Below are 22,255 nucleotides of genomic sequence, written 5' to 3'. Positions count from 1 at the left end.
TATGGCGCGGCAAATTTCAAGAGGCGAGAACAAACACAGAGTCGTTGGGAATTTATCCGCGCTGCAGGGCTCGCGCTTTTTTGCAAAAGAGCAAAACGTCGTAAATTTAGGTAGTGCCGCGCGAGAAGGTAAAATTTTAAATCGCGAAAATTTCGTAGCGATCGCCGCCGCGCGAGCGAGCAAAAATTCGGATTTCAAAAATTTTATATCGTTTTGCGGCGGCTCCTCTTGTGCTTTGCGGCGTGAAAATTTTAAAGGTAAAAATTTAAGATCGGGTGCCTCAAGCTGCGTATGTCACGCAGATGGTGGGCCGCTAAATTTTAATGGCGAAAACTCCGCTGCAAATCCGTCCGCCCCAAAAAATCCACATCGAAAAGCGCTCATCTTAAGCGATGGCCGCAAGGGGCACGAGAATCAAAGCATCGCATTTTGCGAGCTAAGAGGGCTTGAGTTTTGCATTTGTAGGATCGCTTACGCAAACAAGTTTCTTAAACTCTGCTCCTACGTGCTTGATTTTTTAGGGCTTTATTTTAAAATTTTTAAGTGCGATCTCGGCGGGAGCGGCACGGCGGCGGATCCAAAAAACGGATCAAATTTAAATAGTTCCGCTCTAAACAGCTCCGCCTCGCAAAATAGCGCAAATTTAGATGCTCCGGCAGATCGCAATTTAAATTTCGCAGATTTCGATCTGTTCGTAGGCGCGGGCTCTACGACCTATTACGCGCTAAAATTTTACGCGCGCAGATACGCTAAGCCGAGTATAGCGCTAATGTATCCGAAGGGCTACCGCAAGGATTTTAGCGTCATCATCGCAGGCGCGCACGATCGCCCAAAGCCGCGCGCAAATCTTAAAATTTCGCCAGTCTCGCTTAGCTTTTCGCGCCCGCAGGGGCTGTACCGGCCGCAGCGCAAGGCGGTAGGATTTATCATCGGCGGGCCGAATTCCTGCTTTGAGATGGGGGATGAAATTTTAAAGCAGATCGAGGGCGTAAGAGCGCAGTTTGCGGACTGGGAGTTTGCGCTAACGACCTCTCCGCGCACGCCGAGGGCTACCGAGAGTGCGCTAGAAAAGCTCAGCTGGGATTACAGCGTGATTTATAGCCGCGAGCCCGTAAATCCGATCGGCGATTTTTTGGCGCAGTGCGAGTGGGTCTTTATCAGCGAGGACAGCGTCTCGATGATAAGCGAGGCCGTATCTAACGGGAGTGCGAGCGTAGCCATTTTGAGTTTAAAACGCAAAGTCGCTCATAATAAATTTAACGATTTTATAAGCGCTCTCGTTTCTACTGGGCATGCTAGGCGCTACAGCGAGGGCGTGAAGCCAAAAAAGACTGCGAAGTACAATCTTAAGGCGTTTGTGAGGGAGATAAAAATATGAGGGTCGTGCAAATCCTGCCCGAGCTGAACGAAGGCGGCGTCGAGCGCGGCGTAGTCGAGCTAAATAGGGAGTTCGCACGGCGCGGCATCGAAAATTTCGTCATCAGTAACGGCGGCAAATTGGCGCCAAAGATAGAAAAAGATGGCGGCGTGCACGTACAGCTCGACGTTTGCTCCAAAAATATCCTAAGCGTTGCGGCGCGCGTTTTAAAGCTGCGTAAAATTTTAAGCGAAATTTCTCCCGACATAGTGCATGTCCGCTCCCGCGTGCCGGCGTGGCTGGTTAAATTTGCCCGCCCGCGTGCAAAGATCGTAAGCACCGTGCACGGGATAAATTCCGTAAATTTCTACAGCAAAATCATGACGGATGCGGACGCGATCATCTGCCCAAGCGGCTATACGCGCGATCACGTGGTGCGAAGCTACGGCGCGGATGCGGCCAAGATCACGATTATTCCGCGCGGCATCGATCTAGAAAAATTTAATCCCAAAAATTTAGACGAGCGCTTCATCGCGGAATTTCGGCAGAATTTTAACCTCGCGCAAGATGATTTCATCGTCTCCGGCGTTGGGCGCATCACGCAGATTAAGGATTACAAAACCCTAATCCGCGCCGCGGCTTTAGCAAGCGAACAAAAGCTTAAAATTTTGATCGTAGGCGGCGTGGGGGCGGGTCGCGACGAGTATTTTTCGGAGCTAAAATCGCTCGTAGAGGGGCTTGGCCTCTGCGAGCGCGTAATTTTTGCAGGCTCGCAGAGCAAGGTGGCCGAGATTTACTCGCTCTCGTCGGTCACGGTAAGCGCTTCAAGCAAGCCCGAGAGCTTCGGGCGCTCGATGGCCGAGGCGATAGCGCTAAATTGCCCGGTGATCGCGACCCGCCACGGCGGCGCGCTGGATATTGTAAGAGAGGGCGAAAACGGTTATTTTTTTGACGTGGGCGACGCACAGGCGCTGGCGGGGCTGTTTGCCTCCGCGCGCGAGCTGAAATTTGACGGCTACGGCTACGTTTCGCAAAACTTCAGCCTAAAGCAGATGGTAGAAAAAACGATAAAGGTTTATGAGAGTTTAATATGAAAAAATTTTTTTATGAAAACGGCGCGCCTAACGGCTGGAGGATCACATTTTTAACGCTGCTACTTCTTTGGTGCGCGTCGCTGTTTTTTAAAAACGCGGTCTATCAGATCTCCTTTGCAGCGCTAAATTTATTCTTTTTGGCGCATCTATTGTATTTTAAAAGCTACGCAATCCTAAGCGAAATTTTGAAAAAAACGCGATTTATTGCGATCTGCTTTGTCTGTTTAGTGGCGACGCTAGCGATCTCAAACCTCCTAAACGAGGCGGTTATCTCAAAAAAAGCATGGCAGAGCACCATATTTTTCGTCCTTCGATACGGTGCTATATTTTTGGTGCTTTGTTATTTTTACAAGCTTAAATTTTTTGATCAAAACGCCGTTTTTGCCTTTCTGTTCGTGGGGCTTGGAATTTTATCGGTGAGCGTGGTCTATCAGCTTGTAAGTAGTCCCGATGCGATCGTCTTTTCAAGCAATTCCGCTCGCGGCGGTCTTAGCGGATCGCTTTCGAACCGCAATATCTTAGGGCTTTTTATGGGCTTTGGGCTCTGCCTTAGCGCGGCGGCGATACGGCGGCCTTTAGCGCTTAAATTTGCGGCTCTGCTTTTGTTTGCCTTTTTTATGATCTTTTCATTTTCCAGAGCGGCGTGGGTCGGTGCGTTTTGTGCGCTCGCGTTTTACGGCACGCTAAATTTAAAGAGCTTAAACAAAAAATACCTGCTTTTCACGGTAGGTTTCATCGCGCTTTTTGCCATTTTGCTTGCGCTTTCGCAGTCGTTTGAGCAAAGGCTAGCAGCGCTATTTAGCGGAGATTCTTCGGGTAGGACTGTGATTTGGAGCTATATTTTAGAGATGGCGCAAAAAAAGCCTATCTTGGGCTACGGACTGGGCTCATATATAAATTTGCCGGGCTCCCCGGTCCTTGAGCATCCTGAATATAACGCGCCGCATAATTTATTTTTAGAAATTTTGCTTTATAGCGGCGCGCTCGGTCTCATCTTTTATGGCGCGATCCTATTTAGCGTTTTTAAAGAGTGCATTCAAAGCAGGCAGTTTGGGGTTCTTGCGCTTCTGATCTATCTTTTGATAGATTGCCAGTTCGATCATGGCGCATATCTGTCGAAAGAAGCGCTAAGTCTGGCTACGATTTTGAGCTTTTTAGCTTATCGCATGAGGATCGAGCGATGATCTACGCAGCGGTTTTGGCTTTTGCGGCGGCGCTTTTTGCGTGGTTTTGCCTGCGCTTTGCGTGGTGGGCGAAGGATCTGCCTTACGAGTATCCGCGCGTGCTGATGTATCATATGATCCGCGAGCATCTGCCAAAGTGCGCCTCTAAATTTAACCGTCTGCGCGTAACCCCCGCCGCGTTTGAGAAACAGCTTGCATGGCTGAAGCGAAACGGTTTTACGAGCTACACTCTAAGCGAGCTTGCAAGCTTGGATAAAAAGCCCGCAAAGGCGGTTTGTATTACCTTTGACGACGGATACCGCGATAATCTCACAGGCGCTCTGCCGATACTTCAAAAATACGGCTTTAAGGCGACGATTTTCATCGTGAACCGGCGCTTTGACGGGGATTGGGCGACCGATAAGGATCTGAAAAAATCAAGCGATGAGCTAAATCGCGAGGAGATGCTAAGCGACGATGAGGTTCGCGAGCTTTTGCAAAACGGGCTTATCGAGATCGGCTCGCATACGCTCGATCACGCAAACTTGCCTAGCTTGGATGCGCAAGAGCAGCTGCGCCAGATGAGAGAATCAAAGCGCGAAATAGAGGCGAAATTTGACATCTCTTGCAGCGCTTTTGCCTATCCGTTCGGCTTTTACGACGAGATTAGCGTGCGCTGCGCGCGCGAGGCGGGCTTTAGCTGCGCGGTTACGACGCAAAACGACGTGTTGCGCCCGCACTACTCAAACTTTGAAATTCCGCGCATCATGGTTAGCGGCAGGCAGGGGCTTTTTAGCTTCATTTTGAAGATGAAGAAGGGCAGAAATAGATGAAAATCGCCTATCTTTGCTGCTCCAGATTTTACGGCGGCGTCGAAAAGATCGTGATCGACTCGCTAAATGAGCTTTGCAAAAGCGAGCAGGCGGCGCTCATCGTGCCCGATAAATGCGAGTTTTTGCAGCGCCTGGATGCGCGCGTGCAAATTTATCAGTACAAAAGCCGCGACAAGCGCTACAATCCGTTTTTGTTCGCTGAAATTTATCGGTTTTTACGCTCGGGTGGATTTGAAATTTTACATTCGCACGGCGCCAAAGCCGCACAGATCGGCTTTGTGGTCGAAAAATTTTTAAGCCTTAAGCTTGTCGCGACCAAACACAACGACCGCAAGGCGCCCGTTTTTGATCGCGTGCCAAACGTCATCGCAGCCTCTCGCAAGGTCGCAACCACGATAAATCACGCCGCGAAGGTGATATATTTCGGCATAGAGCCGCGGCTGGAGTTTGCAAATCATGAAATTTGCGCGCGCTGCAAGGACGCGGAGGGTGCCGCAAACGAAGCGCTCAAGGAAACAAAGGATGCGCGCGGCGACTCGGCTGGCGCTGCGGACACGTCGCAAAATATGACCGGCGTTGCATTTGCGTCGCAAGATACGCCTGATGGGGCAAGTGTATCGCAAGATAGGGCTTTTGATGCGGACGCATCGCAAAATAAAACTAGCAGCGTATTCGTATCGCAACAGGGCGCAAACGCGGCGGCAGGAAATTTTAAATTTAGTATCGTTGCAGTCGGCAGACTCGATAAGATCAAGGGTTTTGATCTTTTGATCCGCGCCGTAAGCGAGCTGAAATTTGATTTCGAGCTTAAAATTTACGGTCAGGGCGGCGAGAGGCAAAATTTACAAAATTTAATCGATTCGCTAAAATTGCAGGACTGCGTGCAGTTGTGCGGCTTTTGCGACGACGTTGCGGCAGCTCTGAGCGCATCGCACCTGCACGTCATCAGCTCGCGCAAGGAGGGCTTTCCGGTGATTTTGATCGAAGGTATTTTTTATTCGCCCGTGCTGATCTCTACCCGCGTGGGCGGAATTTCTGAAATTTTAAGCGAGGAGTTTTTATACGAGGCGGCGGATCTGGGCGCTAAAATCGATGAAATTTACCGCACTTACGGCAAATACGCCCGGGCTTTTGCGCAAAAACACGCTAAGTTCAAGCAAACTTTGACGCTGCAAAATTATATTAGCTCGCTTAAAAATTACTACGAGGAGCTGTTATGCAAAGCCTAAAGATCGTGCATTGCGGTATTTTCAACGAATACGACGACGGCAGTTTTTTCTATGGCATGGAGCGCAAGATCAGCCACGGGCTCATCCGCGGCGGGCACTTCGTCTATGATTTTAGCTACCGCGATTGGGAACGGAGCCTGCGCTTTTGCGGGCTGAAAAACAGCGGGCTAGCTAAAATGAACGCCAAGCTCGTGCGTATCTGCGAAAATATCGGCGCCGATCTGCTTCTAATCGGTAAGGGCGAAAAGATCAGTCTTGATGTGCTGCGGGCGATAAAATCGGCGCTTCCTAAGATCAAAATCGCGATCTGGTACGTCGATCATCTGCAAGAAAAACGGGAATTTTTCGAAAAATTAAGCTTCATCGACGTGTTTTTTTGGGCGAATGCGCTGAGGCTGCGCGATCTTTCAACGAGATACGGCGCGAAATTCGCCTTTTTCCCAAACATCTCCGACGCGGCGTTTGATAGATGCCTAGACGCCGCTAAAACGACCGATGTGATCTACATAGCGCGCGATTATCAAGAGGACGTGAGGTATAAATTTGCGCTTTTGTTGCGCGATTTTTGCGAAAAAGAAGGGCTTAGGCTTAAAATTTTTGCGAGCCTCGGCGCGCCTGCCGTATTCGGCGATAAATTTCATCGCGAGATCGCGGCTGCGAAGATTGCGATAAATTTTAATCGCGACGACGAGCTTGAGTGCGCGCACGCTCATAAATTGCTCGGCGCGAGCGACCGCATGGCGCAGTTTTTGGGCTGTGGCGTCTGCACTTTTAGCCCTAAGATCGCGGGGTTTGAGCGGCTTTACGAGGACGGCTCGGAGATAGTTTATTTTGACAGTCCTGCGGATTGCTTTTCAAAGATCAAATGCCTTCTTTCTAGCGGCGAATACGCGCGCATCGCGCGGCGCGGCAGAGCTAAGACGCTAAGGATCGCAAACGCCGCCCGAGTGGCAAAATTTATGCTTGAGACGATCTTTGAAGAGAGCTTCGGCACGGATTTAAAAAATGCGGATAGCGACGACTGCAGTAAAGTTGGTGGCGAGCTTGGAGAGAGATATGATAGCCGTAGCGAAGGCGGAAAAATTTACGGTAAAAAGGGCGATGAAAAACTAAAATTTAATGACGAGGCTCACGCAGTAGGTTGCGAAGACAATGATAAGGACGATAAAATTGGTGCCAAAATTTGCGATGAAATTTACGGAGACGGCAAATATCGCGACGGCCGCGGCGAAAAGGATAAAAGCGATCGGAACGATTTTTACAGCGAGCCTTACGAATGGCGTGAGTTTATTTATAAGAAAGGGCGAGCGATATGAAAATTCTACATACGCTACAATGGAAGCAGTTCGCTGGAACAGAGAAAGTCTGCGTCGATCTGTGTAATGAAATGGCAAAAACTAATGAGGTATTTTTGCTAAGCGACGAAAAGATTGCACCATATTTGAGTGAACGCGTAAATTTAATCAAATTTAATTTCGAGCATAATAGATATAATCCATTGTTTTTACTACAGACAGCACAGCTTTTAATTAAAATTTCACCAGACATAATTCATTGTCACAATACAAAAGAAATTGAAATAATGTATCGCGCACGGAATTTAGCACGATTTTTAGGCTCTAGAAGAATCGGAGTGGTGGCTACGAAGCATACTTTGCAGGTGAAGAAAAATTATAAACTAGCTGATCTATGCGTGGCGGTGTTAGAGGATACGAAAGAAATTTTGCCTGCAAACTCCATAATCATCAAAAATGCGATGGCGTATAAAAAACCAAAGGAGGGAGAATATAGAAGTAATAAATTTAGTATCATTTCAGCCGCCAGATTATCTGCGCCCAAGGGTATGGATATAATAATAAAGGCTTTAGCGGACGTAAATTTTGACTTTGAATGCACAATATTCGGTAGTGGTGAAGAAGAGGAGAATTTAAAGGATTTAATAAAAGAATTAGGCTTGGAAGAAAAGATAAATATTGCAGGCTTTACGGATCATTTACAAGATTATTTAAGTGCTTGTAATCTACAAATCATTGCGTCTGCATTTGAGGCTTATGGGTTAACGGCAATCGATGACGTATATTATTCGCCACTTTTAATCTCTACTGCAGTGGGTATTTGCACCGAAATTTTACCCAAAGAGCTGCTATTTGAAAGAGATATTTTGTCACTACGGCGTAAACTAAACGAAGTATATGAGAATTATGAAGAATTTAAGGCGATTTTTTCTAAAGTAAAGGAAAAATGCAAAGGAGAATTCGATATGTCTAACGTCGTAAATCAATACATCAAAGCTTACAAGAGCTTGCTATGACCTATTTTGCGGTTTTTCTGATCTTTGCCGCCGCGGCGGGCGTTTCGCTGCGGTATAACTGGTGGCGGATCCCGCAGGGCTGGCATAAGGCGCGGGTGCTGATGTATCATAGCGTAGAGGAGCATAAGGGCGATAAATTCGACAAATGGCGGCTAAGACCCGCTGATTTTGAAAGACAGATCGCGTGGCTTGCGAAAAACGGCTTTAAAAGCTTTAAGCTTAGCGAGCTTATCGCGCTAGAGCGGCTGCCTAAAAAGGCGGTTTGCATCACATTCGACGATGGGTTTGAAAATAACTTTACCGACGCCTTTGAAATTTTGAAAAAATACGATTTTAAAGCGAGCATATTTTTGGTGCCGGACGCCGTGCAAAACGACTGGGAGCGCGCCAACACCGCTCATCTTGCACGGATGCTAAACGAGGAGCAAATTTTAAAAATGCAAGCAAGCGGGCTGGTGGAGTTTGGCGCGCATACGATGCACCACGTAAATTTAGACCTTACCTACGCGAGCGATCCGCAGCTCGCAGCAGATGAGATCATCGCGTCCAAAGCTCGCGTAGCAGGTATTTGCGGACAGCCTTGCGAGGTGTTTGCCTACCCCTACGGTAAATTTAACGACGAAATTTTAAATATCGCTAGATCAAATTTTAAAGGCGCGGTGGTCGTCAAGCGTGGACTTTACGAGGTAGGCGACGACAAATACGCCGTAAAGCGCATCGGCATTTTGGGTACGGAGGGGTTTTTTGATTTTTGGCTGAAATTTACGAGGATAAGGAATAAACTATGATTAAAGCATCCGTTTATGCGATAGTGATGAATGAGGAGCGCCACATCGAGCGTATGCTGCGTAGCGTGGCGGATTTCGCCGAGATCATAATCGTCGATAGCGGCAGCACCGATGCCACGCTGCAAATAGCGCGTAAATTTACCGATAAAATTTACCATCACGACTGGCAGGGCGAGGGGGTGCAGAAAAACTACGCGTTTTCGCTATGTAGCAACGAATGGGCGCTCAATCTCGACGGCGACGAGGAGGTAAGTCCTGAGCTAAAGGGCGAGATAGAGAAGTTTATGAGCCGGAGCGATTACTCGGCGCTGGATATTAAATTTCACGAATACTCGCTAGGGCGCAAGTGCTCGGATCTAGTGCGCAAAAATACTCACATCCGCTTCTTTCGTAAGGAGTGCGGCGAGTATAAAAATATGGGCGTGCACGCGCAAATTTCGATCGTAAAGGGCGCTGTAAAAAAGAGCAAATTTTGCATCAACCATTTTAGCGAAAAGCCGATCGCCGAGCTCGTTACGAAAAACAACAACTACTCCACGCTGCGCGCGCAGGGGGATTTTGAGAAGGGCAAGAAGCCGAGCCTTGCGAAGCTTCTGCTGATCTATCCGTTTGCGTTTTTTAAATCATACATTTTGCGCAGATCGCTTTTTGACGGGCGCAAGGGATTTATCACGGCAAACATTAACGCATTTTACGCGTTTTTAAAAGAGGCGAAACTTTACGAGAAGTATCTTAAAAAGGGCGAAGATTAATCGAAATGATAGAAAATTTTAGCTATCATAAGGGCCTAAATTTAACGGCGAAAAGGGCGAAAAAATGGACAAAAAAGTAGTAGCGGCACATAAAATTTCAGACGAAGAATATGAAAAAATTTTAAAAATTTTAGGTCGCGAGCCGAATCTGCTCGAGCTTGGGATTTTTAGCGCGATGTGGAGCGAGCACTGCAGTTACAAATCGAGCAAAAAATACTTAAGCGGCTTTCCGACCAAGGCGCCTTGGGTTATCCAAGGTCCGGGCGAAAACGCAGGCGTCATCGACATCGGCGGCGGCATGGCTGCGGTTTTTAAGATGGAAAGCCACAATCACCCTAGCTTCATCGAGCCGTTTCAGGGCGCTGCGACCGGCGTGGGTGGGATACTGCGCGATATCTTTACGATGGGCGCGCGCGTCGAGGCCAATATGAACTCGCTTCGTTTCGGCGATGTACGAGGAAGAAGCGAGAATGCGCGAAAACAGCGCTATCTACTAAAAGGAGCGGTCGCAGGCATCGCGCACTACGGCAACTGCATGGGTATCCCTACGATAGGCGGCGAGACGACGTTCGACGCTAGCTTTGACGGCAACATTTTAGTTAATGCTTTTGCTCTGGGTATAGTTAAAAAGGATGAAATTTTCTACGGCAGAGCCGAAGGCGTGGGCAATAGTGTGATCTACGTGGGCTCTAAGACGGGCCGTGACGGGCTCGGAGGAGCCGTGATGGCGAGCGATAGCTTTAATGACGCGAACAAATCCCTGCGCCCGACCGTGCAGGTGGGCGATCCGTTCGCCGAAAAGCTGCTGATGGAAGCGTGCTTGGAGCTTTTTAAGACAGACTACGTCGTGGGTATCCAGGATATGGGCGCGGCGGGGCTTACTTCAAGCAGCTTTGAGATGGCGGGGCGCAGCGGCAGCGGCATGAGGTTAAATTTGGATCGCGTACCGATGCGCGAGGCAGGGATGAGCCCGTATGAGCTGATGCTAAGCGAGAGTCAGGAGCGTATGCTGATCTGCGCCAAAAAGGGCTGCGAGGAGAAAATCAAAGAAATTTTTGCCAAATGGGATCTCGACGCCGCCGTCATCGGCGAGGTGACGGATAGCGGCAAGATGGAGCTTTTTTGGCACGGCGAGCTGGCGGGCGTCATTCCGATCGAGCCGCTTAGCGAGGCTGCGCCCGTGCTGGATCGTCCGATAAAAGAGCCTGCATATATGGCGCAGATCGCGCGGCAAAATTTATGCGGCTGTGGTGCGAGCGAGCGCGAGCTGGACGCGGCGTTTGATAAAATTTTTGGGGACCCCGAAGTGCTAAATAAATCCTACATCTACGATCAATACGACGCCAACGTAGGGTTAAACTCCGCCAAGCGTCCCGGCATGCTGGGCGCTGCGGTGATGCGCGTTAAAGAAAACGGCGTAAAGCTCGCGATGGCTGCGGATTGCAACACGCGGATGAATTACGTCCATCCTCGCATAGGCGCGGCGCTCGCGGTAGCGTCGGCGGGACGAAAGGTCGCTATGAGCGGCGCGACGCCTTTAGCCATCACCGATTGCCTAAACTACGGCAATCCGCAAAATCCCGAGGTTATGTGGCAGTTCGCGCAGGGCTGCGAGGGAATCAAGCAGGCTTGCGCCGCGCTAAATACCCCAGTCATCAGCGGCAACGTAAGCCTTTATAACGAAACGGGCGGCGTTAGCATTCAGCCCACTCCCGCGATCGTGTGCGTGGGTACAAACGAGGGCGAGATCATCCCTAGCGATTTTTGCGCTAGCGGCGTGAGCGTCTATTTGGTAGGCGATACGAAGGGCGTTTTTGCGGGCTCGCTTTATATGAAAGCGGTGGAAAATCGCGTCGCAGGCAGCCTGCCTGAGTTAAATTTAAAGGCAGAGCGCGCGCTGTGGGACTTCGCGATAGAGGCGGGCAAGAGCGGGATTTTGGAATTTGCAAATTCCGTAGGAATCGGCGGCGTGGCGATCACGCTTGCGAAGATGGCGTGCGTGGGCGGCGTAGGCGGCGAGTTTGAGATGAGCTGCGACGATAGCAGAGATATTTTCGACGAGAGCTTTTCGCGCGCGATTTTCGGCGTCCGCGACGAGGCAAAATTTAAAGAGCTGGCCGCAAAATACGGGCTAAGCTTAATGCGCCTAGGCATCAGCGGCGGCGAAGTGTTTCGCATAAATTCCGTCCGTAAAAATCTAAAGGCGCTAAAAGAAATTTACTTCGGCGAGTTTGCCAAGATCGTAAAGAGCGAAGACTAGCGCGTGCTTAGCATCATATTTCTTTTAATCGCGCTGTATATTTTCGCGCAGATCGGCGGGGCTCTCGGCAACTCCGGCTATCGCGGCAAGGCGCAAATGCAGCTAGCAGAGGCTAAAATTTTAGTAGCGCTTCTGGCCAAGGTCGCCAAAAGCGACGGGTACGTAAGCGAGTCCGAAGCCGCGATGATAAGCGAAATTTTAGACGATTTGGTGCGCCAAATGGGCGCCGGTGAACGTGAACGCCAGGCGCTGAAGCTCGTTTATAAGCTCGAAAAAGAAAGCCTCGCAAATGTGCGCGAGCTCGCCGAAAAATATAACCAAACCTACCGTCCGAGTCCGAGTCGCAAAACGGGGCTAATCTATTTCTTTTTAAATTTAGCCTACGTCGATCGCGGTTTTAGCGCGGCAGAGCGGCGCACGATCTCGCAGATCTGCGACGGATTGGGCATTGCAGAGCATATCCAAAGCCAGATTTTCGCGACCTTTGAGCGCAGCTTTTACGGCACATATTACGAAAACGGCGGCGCTCAAAGCGATACGGCTTACGACGAATACGACGACTATAGCACAAGAAGCGGCGGGTATTGGGACAAATACGGCGGCAGAAGCACTGGCGGCTACGGAAGCAGCAGTTACGGCGGCGGCACCGGCTATGGATATGGCGGCACGGCGGGTTCGGACTATGGAGGCTCGCAAAGCTCAGGCGCTTACGGCGGGTATTCGAGTGGATATGGCGGCTATTCGGGCGGCTCGCAAGGCTCCGCCAAAAGCAAAAGAGATCCGCATGAAATTTTGGGGCTCTCCAAGGACGCTACGTTTAACGAGATCAAGAAAAAATATCGCGAGCTCGTGAAAAAATACCATCCCGACATTCTGATGGGCAAGGGCGCGGACGAGGAGATCATCCAAGAGGGCACGAAGAAGCTTCAGGAGATCAACGAGGCGTATAAAATTTTAAAGGAGCGCTTCGGCGAGAAGTAGGGCGAAATTTTAAAATTTGAGGGCGCAAAACGCCTTGAAATTTTGAGGTAGGGCTCGCGATACGGCGACAAGGTGCGGCAAAGGAATTTTAAGGCGTGATATCGCAATATGCGCGGCGTGCGAAAATTTCAGGTCGCGAGAGATTGGGTGCGGCGCGGCAGTGAAATGTCAAAGCGTGCTATACGGAAATTTAAGGTGCAGGCGTGCTAAGGTCGCTTCGCTAAAATTTCAATGTGCTGCGGCGAGCGTGGTAAAATTTCACGCTAGAGCTTTAAGGCGCGTGGATGAAACCAGATAAAATTTACGGCGTCGGATTAGAATTTAAGGAGTAATAAATGAAAAATTTTATAATTTTTGCCGTTTTGGCGGCACTACTTGGAGGATGCGGGATATTGCGTCCGGCTAAGAGCGACAAGGAGTTTAAATTTTACGACGGCAACAAAACCATGATCTATAAATTTGTCGGCGAGGATCTGTATGAAAACGGCAGAAATTTAGGCTCCTATTCTATGGATAGAGGCGAGTTTAGGATGCTTGTGCTCGACGAGGCGGGCAAGTCTTACGGCAACAATTACAAGTCCGCGCTGAATGCCAAGAGGATGAAATTTTATCTTTTTAACGACGAAAGGGCAATGGTATTTAGCATTTGGCACAAAGATGGGATTTGCAGCGTCTATAATGCAGGCAGATACGTAAATTTCGACTATACTTCAAATATGTTTAAAGACGGCGATTGGCTTTATGCGGACGGTAGAATTTCAAAAAGCGAGAGCTCGGTGCAAAATATGAGCTCGAAAGGACTAAGCGCATATAAAAATATGAATTTTGAAAAAGCGGTCGATCGCAAAGATACGAAATATATCGCGGAGGACTTGGCTGTGGCTGGTTTTTTCAAAAAGACGATCGATGGCCTTAAAACCATGATCTTAGATGATTTTTGCAGATAAACTTCGGGGGAGTTATGGATAAAATTAAAATTTTAGTGCTGCTTGCGGCGGTCGCGCTGCTTGCGGGTTGTATGAAGGTAAAGTATTCGCAAGCCGAGCTACATCCGGAAAATTCCGTGATGATGAGCTACGACGGGCAGACCGTCACCGAGTATAAAATTTCAGGCGGCATGCTTTTTAAAGATGACGCGATCTTAGGAAGATATGAAGAGGAGGGCTCCAATCTCTATCTATTTACGGACGAAAGAGGAGTCGGCGTAGCTAAGGATCAAATTTCGCAAAGAGCTCTAAATAAATTTACGATCTACGTTTTTACGCCCAATAAAGAGCTGCGAATCGCCGAGTATTCCGCAAGCGGCGGCGTTTGCAAGGCATTTGCGGAGGACAAATTCGTAAGCCTGAAAGAGCACTTTAGCGGCTACGCTTCCTCTGCGCCGCTTTATTCATACTCATTTTTGGCTTCGGTGTCGCAAAGCGCCAGTGCAAACGTGATCTCACGCTATGAATACGTGGGCTCAAGTCTAAAAAATAGTAGAGCGTTTTTGCAAAGCCCGCATACGGCTCTAGGCAATACGGTTAAAGAGAGCATTGAGTGGCACCGGGACAGATTGCGCGATATTTGTAAGTTAAAATTTTAAAACCAAACCAACACGAAAGGAAAAACATGGGATTTTTATCCAAAGACGAAGAGCCGCAGAAGCAGGGTGCCAAAAAGGCGGCGAAGCAACCGCCGATCTTGATGAAGCAAACGCAAGAGGTGATCACCAATATCGAGAAATATCTGGGCGCGCCGCTGCTTACCTATTTTAACTCGGGCGCGGGCAGCGTCTGCGGCAACGACGCGATCAGTATCAACGACCACCTCAAGGGCAAGCATTTCGAAAAGCTCTACCTTTACATCAAAAGCGACGGCGGCAGCGGCATCGCCTCGCTTAAGATCGTCTCGATCCTACGCAACCACTGCGACGAGCTGATCGCGCTGGTGCCTGCAAACTGCGCTTCGGCGGCTACGATGATGGCGCTTGGGGCGAATAAAATTTTAATGGGGCCGCTAGGTTATCTCACGTCGGTCGATACTTCGCTGCGCCACGAGCTTTCGCCGGTTACGAACACAAACGATCAAGCCAACGTTTCGATGGACGAGCTAAGTCGCGTGGTGAAGCTTTGGAAAAATAACGAGCGCCCGAACGACGAGAACCCGTACAAGGAGCTTTACAAATATATCCATCCGCTCGTTTTTGGCGCCGTCGATCGCGCAAGCAGCCTGTCGCTTAAAATTTGCCGCGAAATTCTGCGCTATCACTTCGACGATGAGCAAAAGATCGCCTTTATCAGCGACAAGCTAAACAGCGGCTATCCGTCGCACGACTATCCGATCTTATTCAGAGAGGCTAACGAGCTTGGGCTTCAGGTCGAGAAGATGGATACGCGCCTAAGCGAGATGCTTCAAATTTTAAACGAGCTCTACGCCGAGATGGGGCAGCGCACATTCACCGACTTCGACGAGAACAACTACCACGACAATAACATCGCCAACATCATCGAAATTTCGGGATGTCAGATCTACTATCAGATCGACAAGGACTGGTTTTATCGCGAGGAGGAGAAGCGCTGGATTGTGCTAAACGACGAGAGCTCGTGGCGCAAAAACGAGATCGACGGCAAAAATATCAAAAACAGCATCTATTATATTTAGTGCTGTTTGGATTTCGTGCCGCTTTAAATTTACGGCTTGTAAAATTTAAAGCGGCGCGTAAAATTTAAACAGGTTGCGGCGGCAAGAGTAAGCGTAACCTAGCTTGGGGTAAAAGCTGCGCCGTGAAATTTTAAATTTAGCCGGTTCGCGCCGATCTTTTCGGCTAAGCTTACGCTGCGGTTTAAATTTACGTTTTGCGCGCGGCTTTTAATTTAGCCTTTGCAAGCGGCGCAAAATTTTAAAATTTGCGTCCGCGCGAGCAAAGCGGCGGCATTTGAGAAGCAAAATTAAAATTTGCGCGCGGTAAATGCGGTAAATTTAGCAAATTTCGCTTTGCCGATCCCGCTTCATAAATTCGGCAAAATTTTAAAATTTAAAGGGTTATTGCGATGAAATTTTTTATCTCGTCTCTGTTTTTGGCTCTGTCGCTGCTCGGCTGCGCAGGCAAAAACTCGCTCGCAACCGATAAAACCTACATTCTTTCGGACGAGCTTAGGGGTACGAAATACGCTTTTTACGGCGGTAATCTCTACGAAAACGGCGCGATTTTAGGTCCTTACGAAACGCGAGGCGATGCGAAGCTTGCGATTTTAGGCGGTAGCGGCGCAAATTTAGACAAAAACGCAAAGCTCATAAAACTATATTTTTTCGAGCGTAGATACGGCGCGATCTACGCCGTAAGCCACAAAAACGGGGTCTGCGCCGAGTACAATAAGGGAAATTTCGTAGATTTTCAAATTTTATTTAATATTTTTCAAAGCAAAGAGTGGTTTAATTATAGCGGCGGTATTTCCCTGGGCGGCGAGAAGCTAAAAGAGCTGGGTTCGGCGCGTATGGCGAAATTTAAAGACGCAAAGCTCGGCGCGGCAGATGAAAAGACGAGGCGCGAGTATCAAAAGGCTCGCCGCGAGGCGATTTTGTATTTTCAGCTTAACGCAAACGACATGCGCGAGCTGATTTTTAAAAAACTATGCGAATAAATTAAAAGGAGAAAAGATGAGAGCGTTAATCAGCGTAAGCGATAAAGAGGGTGTCGTAGAGTTTGCTCGCGGGCTACAGAAGCTCGGATTTGAAATTTTAAGCACGGGCGGCACGTTTAAGCTTTTGCGCGAAAACGGCGTCGCGGTGCTCGAGGTTAGCCAATACTCGGGCTCGCCCGAGATGTTTGAGGGGCGGGTTAAGACCCTGCATCCAAAGATCCACGGCGGAATTTTGTATAAGCGAAACGATGCAAATCACGTAAGCCAAGCCGCGCAGCACGGCATCAGTGGCATCGATCTCGTGTGCGTAAATTTATATCCTTTTAAAGCGACCGTAGCCCGCACCGACGATTTTTCCGAGATCATCGAAAATATCGACATTGGCGGACCTGCGATGGTTCGAAGCGCGGCTAAGAATTTTGAGAGCGTCTATATCGTTACCAGCCCGCTTGATTACGACGCGGTTTTGCAAAATTTAAGCAGCGCGGACGAGGGCGAGAAGCTGAAATTTAGGCAAAATTTAATGATTAAAGCTTATGAACACACCGCAGTCTACGACGCGATGATCGCAAACTATATGAACGAGCGCTTTAACGGCGGCTTCGGCGCGAAAAAATTTATCACGGGCAGCAAGGTCTTCGATACTCGCTACGGTGAAAATCCGCACCAAAAGGGCGCGCTGTACGAGTTCGAGGAGTTTTTTAGCAACCATTTTAAGAGCCTAAAGGGAGAGGCGAGCTTTAACAATATGACCGATATGCACGGCGCGCTGATGCTCGCTAGCAGCTTCGGAGAGGCGCCTGCGGTAGCGATCTGCAAGCACGCCAATCCATGCGGTTTTGCCGTGAAATATAGCCTGCTTGAAAGCTACGTAGAGGCGCTAAAATGCGACCCAGTCTCGGCATACGGCGGCGTCGTGGCGATAAACGGCGTTTTGGACGAGGAGCTAGCAAATAAAATTAACGAAATTTTTGTCGAGGTTATCCTTGCCGCTCGCGTTACGCCTGCGGCGCTTGCGGTATTTGAAAAGAAAAAGCGTATTAAAATTTTCGAGCAGGGCGGGGAGTTTTTAATTCGCGAAAACGACAAATATGATTTTAAATTCATTGACGGCGGCTTCGTATATCAGCAGCGCGACTACGTGGGCGCGGACGAGGTCGCAAACGCCCGCTGCGTCACTAAACGCGCGGCTAGCGAGAGCGAGCTTGATGATCTAAAAATCGCGTGGCAGATCGCCGCACTTACGAAGAGCAACTGCGTGGTTTACGTCAAAGCTCGCGCGATGGTCGCGATCGGCATGGGTATGACGAGCCGCGTGGACGCCGCACGTGCGGCAGTAGCGAAGGCTCGCGACGTGGGCGTCGATCTGCGCGGCTGCGCGCTTGCTAGCGAGGCGTTTTTCCCGTTTAAAGACAGCATCGAGATCGCCGATGCTGCGGGCGTCGCGGCGGTGGTGCAGCCGGGCGGCAGCATTCGCGACGATGAGGTGATCGCAAGCGCCGACGAGTTCGGCATGGCGATGTATTTTACGGGAGTGCGCCACTTTTTGCACTAAATTTTGCTCACTACAAAGCGCGCGCGATATAAATTGACTACGCTCCGATACGCGGCGAGCGTGATGCGAATCGGACTACTCGCGCTTTGCCATACGGCTTGTGCGGCGACGATTTAGCTGTGCGGTATATCGTTTTGTAGCGGGCGCGGTGCGGATCTAATGCACGGTGCTTTGTTGCGCGTCAACGCAGTGCGGACCCAGCTGCCTTCACTACGCGGTCGTGCGCGATGTAAATGGCTGCGCTCCGCTACGTGGCGGAGGCAGTGCAAATCCGACTGTTCGCGCTTCGTTATACTACTGCACGGCGTGGGTTTGGCTGCACGGCACATCGCTTCGTAACGGTGCGGCGTAACTAAATTTAATCACTCACCGCTCCTGAGTAGTCGCTTTTAAAATTTATCTTGCGGTCGCGGTGCGTAAATTTTAAATTTAATCGCGTACGCAGCGGATGGGTTTACGCCTTGCCGTCGTATAACGACGCATAAATTTTTATCTCGCGGCGCCTATTTTGCGTCGAAATTTAAATGCTAAAGTCGTGTCATAATAGCAGCTTTTCAGCTTTGTGTCCATTTTACGTCGAAATTTTGACGCTTCTTTGCGGTAGATACGGCTTCATAGTAAAATTAATAAGGCGCCTCGTCGCGATCGGTGCGCCGTATAGACAAATTTTAATCGCGCGGCGAGCGGATGGACGCCATGCCGCAACCTAAGCGTCGTGTAGAAAATTTAGCCGTGCGGTGGATAAGTGCTGCGCCGCGATCGCAGCGGTGCGTAGATAAAATTTAATCTCGTAGCGTAGTAGCGGGAGCACCGTTACGGTGCAAAACTCCCGTCCCGCGAGTAGCCCGTGCCCTAATAAAACGATGCCCGTCGCTAAATCTCGCCTTTTGAGCAAAGCCTGCAAAGGCGTTAGCCCGGCTCGAAGCGCGGCTGCGCGGAGATAAAATTTTAATTATCGCGACGGTGGTAAAATCTAGCCGCGCGGTGCGATAATGAAATTTCGAGCTGCAGTCGGGCGCATCGAAATTTCTAAAACTTTCGCAGGCTGCTGGATAAATTTCATACTAGCCGTAGCGCAGGCGAATGGACGTCACGAGGGTCTCGCTCGTAAAAGGGATAAATTTCATACGCGTCGTAGCGTAGGAATGATGAAATTTTAATCCTACGACGGTAGTAAAATTTTAATTCTTGCCGCGGCGATAAAATCCAACTGCTTGCCGCGCTATCGAAATCTGCCGCCCCTGCTGAAGTGGTAAAATTTCAGCCCTCGTTATAGCATAGAATTTTAACCGCTTGCGAGGAGGTAAAATTCCGATGCTGCAGCGCGCTGCGAGGATAAGATAAAATTTTGATCTTGCGCTGCCGCGGTAAAATTCTAATTCTGCGGCGACGGCGAGCCGAAAGCCCCGATCCTGCGGCGATAAAATTTGGGTAGCGATCCGCCGTAAGCGATAAAATTTCTCTCTTTCACTTTCGCTTCATTTAGAGATTGTAAAATTGCGCAAAATTCAAAACGAAAGGATCAAAATGAAAATTTCTAAAGTTTTAATCTGCCTCTTTGTTTTGGCGGCAGGTTATTTAGTCGCGCTTAATGCCGCAGGCGGCGGTAGCTCGGCGGACGCAAATTTTAAAGTTAAAGGAGGCGGCGTGAACGCAAACGTAAAAGAAATTTATCTAGCAGGCGGCTGCTTCTGGGGCATGGAGGCTTATTACAAACAGCTCGACGGTATAGTCGCGACGCAGGTGGGCTACGCCAACGGCAAGAGCGATAAAGCAAGCTACGAGGGCTTACATAGCAGCGATCATGCCGAGACGCTACACTTAAAATACGACGCCAACGTCATCAGCGAGCCTGAAATTTTGGCGCATTATTTCCGCATTATCGATCCGTTCTCTATCGATAAGCAAGGCAACGACCGCGGTCGCCAGTATCGCACGGGGATCTACTACACCGACGAGGCGAGCGGCGAGACGGCGCGTAAATTCGTAGCCTTTAAGCAGAGTAAATATGATGAAAAGATAGCGGTCGAGGTTATGCCGCTTAAAAACTACGTTAAGGCGGAGGATTACCACCAAGACTATCTAGACAAAAACCCGGGCGGCTACTGCCATATCGATCTGCGCCTCGCTAAAAAGCCGCTTTACGATGACAAAGCCTTCAAAGCGCAGAGCAAAGAGGAGCTTAAAAGAACTCTGAGCGACCTGCAATACAGCGTCACGCAGGAAAAAGATACCGAGCGACCGTTTTCGAGCGAATACGACAAGAATTATAAAAAGGGCATCTACATCGACATCGTGTCGAAAAAGCCGCTCTTTTCCTCTACCGACAAATACAACTCCGGCACCGGCTGGCCGAGCTTTTCAAAGCCGATAACGACCGATGCGATCGCCTATGCGCGAGACGACAGCCACGGTATGCAGCGCGTCGAGGTCTCCAGCCGCGTAGGAGGCAGCCATTTAGGACACGTCTTTGAGGACGGACCGAGAGATAAGGGCGGTATGAGATACTGCATCAACGGCGCGAGCTTGGAATTTATACCGCTTGAGGAGATGGACGCGCGCGGCTACGGCGAGTATAAAATTTACGTAGAGTAAGCGGCGGTTTCGGGACTAGCCCGCTTATTGGGCGGCTTCTAGTTTAGCTTGCGACCGAGCAGTTTCGGGATCGGCTTGCGGCTTGAGCGATTCCGAGGCTAGCCCGCTTGCTGGGCGGCTTTGGGATCGGCTTACGACCGGGCGGCTTTGGGTTATGCTTACGGCTTGGATAGGTTCAGGACTAGCCTGTGGCGGGGCGGCTTGGAGGCCGGTCTGTGACCGAGCGGTTTAGCGGCTCGGCTCGCTCAGCTCGCAATTAGTCGGCAATTTGCGGCTATATCGTCTAACTCGTTAGTCCGTCTACTCATTTGCGGATCAGCCCACTCGGATTGCAATCGGTCGGGGATTTACGGCTTGGATTGTTAATCGGCCTGCCGATTTGGCGTACCAAGCGGTTTTGAAACCAAACCGACGACCGATCTGGTGCTTCGGCGGTCCCTTGGTTTGACGACAAGTTTGTCTGCGGCCGTTCTCGTCGGTTTTGCTAGATCGTTTGCTCTGGCGAGCTGCTTCGGTTTTGCGCGATCGGTCCTACAACTGAGCCGGTAACCGATCCTGCGGCTGGTCGGCGATCGGTCGGTCGGTGCGGCGGAATTTAAACAAAGTAGAGGCGGTTCGTCCTCTGCCTTAGGACTCGGCAAAATTTGTGCGATAGAATTTAAACAAGGCGAGGGCGGCTCCGAATAGAATTTTAATAGAGTGCGGCTGCGGTCGCACTACTGCCAAAATGAACGCGCCGCGGAGAAGCCGCGCTGTGGATGAAATTTGAGCTCGCATTGCTTAAATTCCATCGCCGCAAGCCGTTTCGGTTTTGCGGTCGGTCGGCGGTTTGACGATTTATCGGCGGATAAATTGGCTTGGCGGCTACGGATGGAATTTTAAAATTTCAAATACGATAAAATTTACCTCTAAAGAATTTCATGCGGCGTAGCTGCAATAGAAAGAATTTAACGCGAGCGCGGCTCGCCCATATAGCGTTGTAGGGGGTTGGGCAGGGTTTGCGGGCGAGCAGAGCAATGCAGTGCTGCGGAGGCGGCACCCGCAAGAAATGTGACATCGCAATTGGGGCCCCTTCCCGCCCTGATAGAAACGGAAATCACGGCATAAATTCCACAAGCCGTGGATTCGGCGATAAAATTTTGAAATTTTACTTTTAAGACGCGGAAGCGGTGTATGCTTGGTAAGAGATGCAGCGTAAAATTTGAAATTCTGCAACGAAAACGGCGTCTATGCAATGCCCGTTCTGCATCCGCATCGCAAATTTTAAATTTGAGATAAAATTTTAATGGCTAGCCCCGCGCAAAATAGAAAAATCCACGCATAGATCACTAAAAACGGCCCGATTATCGCATAGTGGATGATGAGCTCGAAGAAATTGTAGATTATGTGCTTACTTTTGGGCTCTTTAAATTTTAATTCTAGCGGCTCGTTCGAATCAAACGGCGTGTTGGAGCGCAAAATGTGCCTCGGTCCAGCGCACGAAATCTATTTTATTGCGCTGCATATAGTCTTTGCCGATCCCGCATACGCCGTTTATATAGCATACAAAGCCAAAGCCGCCGAAAAACAAAATGAGCCAGATATCGATCAGCCTATCGCTTATAAGGTATCCCATTCTTCAAATCTTTTGATTAATATTTTTTCAAATTTTTAAAACCACAGATTGTAAAGATCAAACCCCAAGAACCAACGCCGCAACCGGCAATAAACCATA

The 22,255-nt window shown here is 49.4% G+C and carries 20 protein-coding genes; 18 read left to right on the top strand and 2 right to left on the bottom strand.

Annotated elements, in window-relative coordinates; translation table 11 throughout:
* The first annotated feature begins 1 nt into the window (after position 1).
* From Q0380_RS07975 to msrB, 18 genes are all read left to right on the top strand, one after another.
* Positions 2-1,378, top strand: coding sequence for an ELM1/GtrOC1 family putative glycosyltransferase (locus Q0380_RS07975; protein ID WP_298962387.1), 1,377 nt, complete (start codon positions 2-4; stop codon positions 1,376-1,378).
* Positions 1,375-2,451, top strand: a complete 1,077-nt coding sequence (locus tag Q0380_RS07970) for a glycosyltransferase family 4 protein (RefSeq protein WP_298962385.1) — start codon at positions 1,375-1,377, stop codon at positions 2,449-2,451. The genes Q0380_RS07975 and Q0380_RS07970 overlap by 4 nt, the downstream gene beginning before the upstream one ends.
* On the top strand, positions 2,448-3,635 hold the full coding sequence (locus Q0380_RS07965; protein WP_298962383.1) for an O-antigen ligase family protein: 1,188 nt from the start codon (positions 2,448-2,450) through the stop codon (positions 3,633-3,635). The genes Q0380_RS07970 and Q0380_RS07965 overlap by 4 nt, the downstream gene beginning before the upstream one ends.
* On the top strand, positions 3,632-4,447 hold the full coding sequence (locus tag Q0380_RS07960) for a polysaccharide deacetylase family protein (RefSeq protein ID WP_298962381.1): 816 nt from the start codon (positions 3,632-3,634) through the stop codon (positions 4,445-4,447). Before Q0380_RS07965 ends, Q0380_RS07960 begins: the two co-directional genes overlap by 4 nt.
* Positions 4,444-5,676 carry a glycosyltransferase gene (locus Q0380_RS07955; RefSeq protein WP_298962379.1) on the top strand — a complete coding sequence of 411 codons (1,233 nt, stop codon included), beginning with the start codon at positions 4,444-4,446 and terminating at the stop codon, positions 5,674-5,676. The genes Q0380_RS07960 and Q0380_RS07955 overlap by 4 nt, the downstream gene beginning before the upstream one ends.
* A complete protein-coding gene (locus Q0380_RS07950; protein WP_298962377.1) occupies positions 5,664-6,992 on the top strand; it encodes a glycosyltransferase in 1,329 nt (442 codons plus the stop codon). Before Q0380_RS07955 ends, Q0380_RS07950 begins: the two co-directional genes overlap by 13 nt.
* On the top strand, positions 6,989-7,987 hold the full coding sequence (locus tag Q0380_RS07945; RefSeq protein WP_298962375.1) for a glycosyltransferase: 999 nt from the start codon (positions 6,989-6,991) through the stop codon (positions 7,985-7,987). The genes Q0380_RS07950 and Q0380_RS07945 overlap by 4 nt, the downstream gene beginning before the upstream one ends.
* A complete protein-coding gene (locus Q0380_RS07940) occupies positions 7,984-8,775 on the top strand; it encodes a polysaccharide deacetylase family protein (RefSeq protein WP_298962370.1) in 792 nt (263 codons plus the stop codon). Before Q0380_RS07945 ends, Q0380_RS07940 begins: the two co-directional genes overlap by 4 nt.
* Positions 8,772-9,527: a glycosyltransferase family 2 protein gene (locus Q0380_RS07935; protein ID WP_298962367.1), complete on the top strand. Its 756-nt coding sequence runs from the start codon at positions 8,772-8,774 to the stop codon at positions 9,525-9,527. Before Q0380_RS07940 ends, Q0380_RS07935 begins: the two co-directional genes overlap by 4 nt.
* A 64-nt stretch (positions 9,528-9,591) precedes the next feature.
* The gene (gene purL / locus Q0380_RS07930) at positions 9,592-11,787 is read left to right on the top strand and encodes a phosphoribosylformylglycinamidine synthase subunit PurL (protein ID WP_298962364.1); all 2,196 of its coding nucleotides are present in this window, start codon (positions 9,592-9,594) and stop codon (positions 11,785-11,787) included.
* Between the two features lie 3 nt (positions 11,788-11,790).
* A complete protein-coding gene (locus tag Q0380_RS07925; protein WP_298962361.1) occupies positions 11,791-12,768 on the top strand; it encodes a DnaJ domain-containing protein in 978 nt (325 codons plus the stop codon).
* Between the two features lie 335 nt (positions 12,769-13,103).
* A complete protein-coding gene (locus tag Q0380_RS07920) occupies positions 13,104-13,715 on the top strand; it encodes a hypothetical protein (RefSeq protein WP_298962358.1) in 612 nt (203 codons plus the stop codon).
* Between the two features lie 14 nt (positions 13,716-13,729).
* The gene (locus tag Q0380_RS07915; RefSeq protein ID WP_298962355.1) at positions 13,730-14,353 is read left to right on the top strand and encodes a hypothetical protein; all 624 of its coding nucleotides are present in this window, start codon (positions 13,730-13,732) and stop codon (positions 14,351-14,353) included.
* 26 nt (positions 14,354-14,379) lie between these two features.
* On the top strand, positions 14,380-15,411 hold the full coding sequence (locus Q0380_RS07910; RefSeq protein ID WP_297882141.1) for a hypothetical protein: 1,032 nt from the start codon (positions 14,380-14,382) through the stop codon (positions 15,409-15,411).
* A 389-nt stretch (positions 15,412-15,800) separates the two neighbouring features.
* Positions 15,801-16,391 carry a hypothetical protein gene (locus Q0380_RS07905; RefSeq protein ID WP_298962352.1) on the top strand — a complete coding sequence of 197 codons (591 nt, stop codon included), beginning with the start codon at positions 15,801-15,803 and terminating at the stop codon, positions 16,389-16,391.
* Positions 16,392-16,407: 16 nt separating this feature from the next.
* Positions 16,408-17,946, top strand: a complete 1,539-nt coding sequence (purH, locus tag Q0380_RS07900; protein ID WP_298962349.1) for a bifunctional phosphoribosylaminoimidazolecarboxamide formyltransferase/IMP cyclohydrolase — start codon at positions 16,408-16,410, stop codon at positions 17,944-17,946.
* A 992-nt stretch (positions 17,947-18,938) separates the two neighbouring features.
* Positions 18,939-19,106 carry a hypothetical protein gene (locus Q0380_RS07895; RefSeq protein ID WP_298962346.1) on the top strand — a complete coding sequence of 56 codons (168 nt, stop codon included), beginning with the start codon at positions 18,939-18,941 and terminating at the stop codon, positions 19,104-19,106.
* A 367-nt stretch (positions 19,107-19,473) separates the two neighbouring features.
* Positions 19,474-20,541: a peptide-methionine (R)-S-oxide reductase MsrB gene (gene msrB, locus Q0380_RS07890; protein WP_298962343.1), complete on the top strand. Its 1,068-nt coding sequence runs from the start codon at positions 19,474-19,476 to the stop codon at positions 20,539-20,541.
* Positions 20,542-21,804: 1,263 nt separating this feature from the next.
* Here msrB and Q0380_RS07885 read toward each other — a convergent pair.
* Positions 21,805-21,999 carry a hypothetical protein gene (locus Q0380_RS07885; protein WP_298962341.1) on the bottom strand — a complete coding sequence of 65 codons (195 nt, stop codon included), beginning with the start codon at positions 21,997-21,999 and terminating at the stop codon, positions 21,805-21,807.
* The gene (locus Q0380_RS07880; RefSeq protein WP_298962338.1) at positions 21,977-22,156 is read right to left on the bottom strand and encodes a hypothetical protein; all 180 of its coding nucleotides are present in this window, start codon (positions 22,154-22,156) and stop codon (positions 21,977-21,979) included. The genes Q0380_RS07885 and Q0380_RS07880 overlap by 23 nt, the downstream gene beginning before the upstream one ends.
* Between the last annotated feature and the right edge of the window lie 99 nt (positions 22,157-22,255).

Source organism: uncultured Campylobacter sp. (assembly GCF_937959485.1).
GTDB lineage: Bacteria > Campylobacterota > Campylobacteria > Campylobacterales > Campylobacteraceae > Campylobacter_B.
The sequence above is the reverse complement of the archived record's forward strand: the minus strand, read 5'-3'. Positions and strand labels throughout refer to the sequence as shown.